At 46.8% G+C, this 5,873-nt stretch carries 5 protein-coding genes; 3 read left to right on the top strand and 2 right to left on the bottom strand.

The genetic code is table 11. From position 1 onward, the window contains the following. Positions 1-354 precede the first annotated feature (354 nt). Positions 355-1,389 carry a glycosyltransferase family 4 protein gene (locus LX69_RS17165; protein ID WP_111447255.1) on the top strand — a complete coding sequence of 345 codons (1,035 nt, stop codon included), beginning with the start codon at positions 355-357 and terminating at the stop codon, positions 1,387-1,389. Positions 1,390-1,508: 119 nt separating this feature from the next. On the opposite strand, the gene asnB is transcribed toward LX69_RS17165, so the two are convergent. Further along, positions 1,509-3,371, bottom strand: a complete 1,863-nt coding sequence (gene asnB / locus LX69_RS17160; RefSeq protein ID WP_111447254.1) for an asparagine synthase (glutamine-hydrolyzing) — start codon at positions 3,369-3,371, stop codon at positions 1,509-1,511. Between the two features lie 41 nt (positions 3,372-3,412). Next, the gene (locus LX69_RS17155) at positions 3,413-4,564 is read right to left on the bottom strand and encodes a glycosyltransferase family 4 protein (RefSeq protein ID WP_111447253.1); all 1,152 of its coding nucleotides are present in this window, start codon (positions 4,562-4,564) and stop codon (positions 3,413-3,415) included. 398 nt (positions 4,565-4,962) lie between these two features. Here LX69_RS17155 and LX69_RS17635 point away from each other — a divergent pair, with 398 nt between their 5' ends. Next, positions 4,963-5,145, top strand: coding sequence for a hypothetical protein (locus LX69_RS17635; protein WP_146260793.1), 183 nt, complete (start codon positions 4,963-4,965; stop codon positions 5,143-5,145). 15 nt (positions 5,146-5,160) lie between these two features. Continuing rightward, entirely contained in the window at positions 5,161-5,628 is a 468-nt protein-coding gene (locus tag LX69_RS17145; protein WP_111447251.1) for an ATP-binding protein, read from the top strand. The last annotated feature ends 245 nt before the right edge of the window (positions 5,629-5,873 follow it).

The raw sequence follows: 5,873 nt of genomic DNA, 5'->3' as shown, positions 1-5,873 counted from the left end.
TGTTTTTCTTGGCGAACTTGGCGCAACCTTAGCGTCTTGGCGGTAAAGAGAAGAGTTAACCGCAGAGGGCGCGAAGGGAGGAACGCGAAGGGCGCAAAGGGTTTTTCTTGGCGAGCTTGGCGTGGGTTTGGCGTTTTGGTGGTAAAACAGAATATCAACATGAAACGATGTATGTCGCATGCTTCGACACACATGGAGATGATAAAAAACCTCATTGCCTTGTATCTTGCGTCTTGATACTCAAATCTTAATACTTTTTTAAACACATGAAACGAGCCATGAGTAACCCTTCTCACACAGGAGATTGATTATTGGCGAGTTCCATATGGCCAATGAAAAACAAATTATAATCATATGAAAATATTATTTCTCTATACAGAGTTGGCAGGTTATTTTGTATCGTGCCTGCATGAATTGGCACCCCGATGTGAGTCCATCCACATTGTCAGCTGGCCGGTGAACAAAGAAGCCCCCTTTCAGTTTATGTTTCCGGACAATGTGACCATATACGAACGAAACGAATACAGTCAGAATCAATTGCTCCAATTAGTTGCAGGTATTGCCCCCGACAAGATTGTGTGCAGTGGCTGGGTTGACAAGGGCTATGTGAAAGTATGCCGAGCCTTTAAGGGGAAAGTCCCCACCATCATGAGCATGGACAACCAATGGCATGGCACCGCCAAACAACAGATGATGCGGCTGATAGCACCGTTTTACCTGCACCGCAACTTCTCGCACGCCTGGGTGCCTGGTGAGCCGCAGAAGCAGTATGCCCTCAAATTGGGATTCAAAAATGAGCGTATCGCCACCGGTTTTTACAGTGCAGACACGGCTCTGTTCAGCCCTCTTAGCAGATGTAAGCAAGAAAGCCTCCCCCATCGATTCATTTATGTGGGTCGCTACATCAAAGCCAAGGGACTCGATATGTTGTTTGCCGCCTTTATCGAACTGCAACAAGAGACGCCCAATGACTGGGAGTTGTGGTGTGTGGGGACAGGCGAGTTGTTTGAACAACGGCCGATGCATCCCAAAATTGTGCATCATGGTTTTGTGCAACCGGGAGATCTCCCCTCTTATCTGCAACAAACGGGGGTATTTGTCCTTCCCTCCCTTTTTGAGCCATGGGGGGTGGTCGTCCACGAGATGGCAGCTGCAGGGATGCCCATGGTGTTGTCGTCGGCGGTAGGCTCGGCCAGTCAGTTTGTTGAAAATGGGAAAAACGGATATGTGTTTCAATCGGGCAACAAAGAGAGTTTAAAGAAGGCACTTAAGTTGATGATGGAGCAAAATGATGATCAACTGATGCAAATGGGAGCTGCATCAAGCAAAATAGGGCTTTCACACACGCCCAAAATATGGGCAGAGACATTGATCGGGATAAGCCTTTAATTGAAGCAGCCTCAATGTCATGCTCTTAGTCGCACTGAGAATGAGGAGAAAAACTCAGCGTAACTCTTCTTCCCTCATCCTCCTCAGTGTCATGTTCTTTTATAACACTGAGAAAAGTCTCACCCGACCCCGTTCTTCTCCATCCACTCCTCCAACACCACCAATGGCCAGATGCGTGAATAAGTCACCGATGCATCCCCTTTCACAAAACGTCTCCACAAATCCATCACCCCTTTTTCATTAAAATAGGGTCGTTGACTGATGTTTTTAATCCGGGCATCGGCAAAGTCAAACAACTCACCTTTTAACCAATCGCGCCAAGGAAACACGAACCCCATTTTGGGACGGTTCACAATATAATTTGGCAACAAATCGGGCAGACTGTCCACCAACAACTTTTTAGGTGTGATAGGGTATTTGTATTGATCGGGTAACGACAACACGTATTCTATTAAATCGTGATCCATAAAGGGCACCCGCACCTCCAGCGCATGCGCCATGCTCATCTGATCGCTGTCGCGCAACAACACATTCTGCATATAGGTGGTCATCTCGGCTTGAGAGACCCGAGTGATCAGGGACTTTGAAAGGTCCCTTTTTCGTTTCATCAAATAATCGACAGGAGTGTGTGATGGCAATGGAGACACATTGAGGATTGCCAGAAGCTGCTCATCCATCAAAGCCTGTCGCGACACGGCATATGCCCTCTCAAATTCATAACGGGGCATCTTTAACAACTGTTCAATTTTCATCGAGGCCACCCCTGGCTTCAAGGCAGTAAGTGCGTCCGCCGCCATTTTTCTGCCCCCCAATGGCAATTGCCACAACCCTTTTTTCTTTTCGAGCGATGCCATGCGGTTAAAGATGGCATATCCGGCAAACAGCTCATCCCCACCCAAACCCGACAGTGCCATGGTGATACCAGCCTCCTTGGTCACTTTTGATACCACCCACGTATTGGGTCCATCACCACTGGGGTGATCCATGGCAGCCAATGCCTGTGGCAGATATTCCAAAAACTGTTGGGGAGACAGATTGATCTCGGTATGCTCAGTGCCATGCAAATTGGCAATATGCCGGGCATATTTGGCCTCACTGAAATCGCCCTCAGCAAAGGAGATATTAAAGGTGCGCACCCGATGAGATGAGACTTTTGCCATGGCACCAACCACTGCACTGGAGTCGATCCCCCCCGACAGAAAGGCACCAAAGGGCACATCGGCCACCAGACGTTTCTCCACCGCCTCGAAAAACAACCGTCTGACAGTCTCTTTTACCTCCGAATAACTTGCCGGCTGAATGAGGGAAGTCTTTTCGAACAAATCCCAGTAACACGCCATCTCCATTTGTCCGCTTACAGCATGATAACGCAACAAATGCCCGGGCTCGAGCATCATCACATCTTTTAAAATTGTTCGCGGTGTTTGCACGGTCTGATAGCGAAGGTAATCCACCAACGCTTCCTGTGCCATTTCTTTGCCGGATAATCCCGATGCCATCAATGCACGTATCTCCGATGAAAAAGCCAATCCCTGAGTCTGACAGGTATAATAAAGCGGCTTCACCCCCATGCGATCCCGCACCAGGGTTAACACCTGTGTTTGTTTGTCCCACATGGCAATGGCAAACATCCCTTTAAAAAGGTCAACACACTTTTCGCCCATCTGGCTCCAGGCCGCCAACACCACTTCACTGTCGGTGTGTGACACATAGGGATAATTGAATTGGGGTCTTAGCTGCAGATAATTGTACACTTCCCCATTGAACACCATCACGTAACGTCCACAAGCCGACACCATGGGTTGATGCCCAGCCGATGACAAATCGATGATAGAGAGGCGTCGTTGTCCCAGATAAGCCATCCCGTCATTCCAGGTGCCTTCATCATCGGGCCCACGATGTGACAAACGATTGTTCATCTCTTTTAATCGCTCATCCATATTAGATAATTGACGCACAACGATGCCATTGATGCCACACATATTGTTTGGGTATTAAATGATAGACATGATCAATAAACAAGTCATTGAAAAAGTTGCAGATATTGTTGCATTCGGGTTGGGTCATTGACAAACTGATCGGCCAGTTGCTGAGCCCCCATTGACCACTGATCATATTGCTGTTGATCCATTAGATTTAACTCATCCAGCTTGGAGGCAAACAGCGGCATCTCACTCAATGGTAAATCCCAACCGGCCTTTTTATCCGACAATCCCAGCCACGGGGTCTGATCGCTGATCAACACGGGACGTCCGCCCATCAGACTCTCCAATATCACATGCCCGAAATTCTCACCCCGCGATGGCAAGTACATGACATGGTAATTGGCCATTTGCTCCCCCACCCGATCGGCATCCACCACGCCTTTATACTCGACATGGATATTGACGGGCAACTGTTCAATCACAGATAAACATTCCTGCCAATACTCGTCATTATAAATCTGACCATATAGATGAAAATGAATCTCGCCGGTTGTTTGTACCAGTGACAGGGTTTGCAACGCAAACAAAGTATTTTTCTCAAGAGATATTCGGGCAAACGAGCACACCATCAAATGCCCTTTCTGCTTTTGAACTGGTGTTTGATTTAAATTCGTTTTACGAGGTAAATTGGCGGCAATGGAGACTTTAGTTGCATTTCCACATAGCATTTTTATCTCCGAAGCTTCTTTCTCATTGGTGGCATGCCAATCGATGCCCCGATAGAGCCTGACCCAACGCACCAAAGCCAGAAACAGATTTTTCTTACGGCTCTTCACGCCAATGGCACTGGGTGCCAACATGCCCCTTGGTGATACTATAACTTTTAAATTATTGAATTGCTTGGCAGCCCAAAGCGATAAAACAGAATACTTAAAAGAATAAATTCCATTGATGTATATCGTGTCAAAATTACCGGCCTGAATCAATTGTTTCCACAATCTTAATCCCTCCTTGACTGCCGAAGCGTAATACACTTTCACCCCCGGCTGAAAATCCACCCACACATTGCTCTGTATGCCACGATAGGGCTCAATCTCTAAATATTCGGTATTGCGAGTGACAATGTAAAAATCGAAACGATCGCTTAAATGATCCACCATATTGGCCATTGAACGCACCGGGCCTCCGGCCTTGTAACCAGGCAAAAACCAATCGATAAAAACAAGAATTTTCTTTTTTGATGTTTCCATGCCCCAAAACTATGAATTATTGGGCGAAGATCATACGGGAAAAATAATTTTGAATGGATGGAAATAACTCACAGCCTCTCATCTTCCTCAGCGTAGCCATCGAAGAACTGACACTGAGTTGCGGTGAGGGAAGATGAGGGCCGGTGAGAAGAAAAAAACCTCAGCGAACCTCAGCGTTAACTCATCTTCCTCAGCGTAACCATCTAAGAACTGACACTGAGTTGCAGTGAGGTAAGATGAGGGCCGGTGAGAAGAAAACCTCAGCGTCATCTCCACTTGCCAATCTCGAAAAATTACGATTCACCATTCACCAACAAGCTACTTTAGCAGCTTTACTTCTCTTCGGCAATCACAGCACCAACATCCATATTGGCAGATTCAAATCGGCCGACACCATTATGGATGACATCATGATAAAGTCTCCTTTGCTGACAGCCGTTGAAGAAGCCATGCACTTTATTCAAAAAAACATTCAGGTAAGATTTGAATTTGACGGTCATTTGCAACGCATTGAGAAATGGCAATTTCCATTGGAGGCCATTCGCGAATTGCAGTTAAATGCAATCATCCATCGCGACTAACATCAACCGACAGATTTGATTATTAAAATATTCGACGATTCCATCACCTTCATTAATCCCGGTAATCTTTCTCCGTCACTCACAGTCGCCGATTTACAGACAGACAATTACTTGGCCGTTCATCGGAACAAACTGCTGGCTGAGGCCTTCTACCTGATTGGAGAAGTAGAAAAACATGGAACCGGTTTTATCCGAATTCGTAAATTCCTGTTGTCATATCCTAAAATGAAGTTGCTTTTTGAAGAACTCAATGGCTTTATAAGGGCGACGCTAGTCACGAACGAAACAGACGGGAAAAGTTCGGGGAAAATCATCCAACTCATGCGGGAGAACAAACAGATTACGATACCGGAAATAGCAGAACAACTTTCACAGACGACCCGATCTGTTGAAAAACAGTTAGCAAATTTGCGTAAAGCAGGTATTATTCAGCGAATAGGTCCGGCTAAGGGGGGATATTGGGAAGTGACGCGGGAAGAGTGAACCGTAGAGGAACTAGACACAGAGATGCGGGGTCACGGAGTTTTTCTTGGGCGAGCTTGACGGAAACTTAGCGACTTGGCGGTAAGATTTAACCGCGAAGGGCGCAAAGGAAAGAACGCGAAGGGCGCAAAGGGTTTTCTTAGCGAGCTTGACGGAAACTTAGCGACTTGGCGGTAACATTTAACCGCGAAGGGCGCAAAGGGAGGAACGCGAAGGGCGCAAAGGGTTTTCTTGGCGAACTTGGC

The sequence above is a fragment of the Breznakibacter xylanolyticus genome (assembly GCF_003254275.1).
GTDB classification, from domain to species: domain Bacteria; phylum Bacteroidota; class Bacteroidia; order Bacteroidales; family Marinilabiliaceae; genus Breznakibacter; species Breznakibacter xylanolyticus.
The sequence above is the reverse complement of the archived record's forward strand: the minus strand, read 5'-3'. Positions and strand labels throughout refer to the sequence as shown.

What these genes read in the sequence shown, in the direction of transcription:
- asnB (WP_111447254.1), bottom strand. Translation starts at nt 3,371, where the DNA reads ATGTGTGGCATCAATGGCATCGTTGTGCGTCAATTATCTAATATGGAT.
- LX69_RS17155 (WP_111447253.1), bottom strand. Translation starts at nt 4,564, where the DNA reads ATGGAAACATCAAAAAAGAAAATTCTTGTTTTTATCGATTGGTTTTTG.
- LX69_RS17165 (WP_111447255.1), top strand. Translation starts at nt 355, where the DNA reads ATGAAAATATTATTTCTCTATACAGAGTTGGCAGGTTATTTTGTATCG.
- LX69_RS17635 (WP_146260793.1), top strand. Translation starts at nt 4,963, where the DNA reads ATGGATGACATCATGATAAAGTCTCCTTTGCTGACAGCCGTTGAAGAA.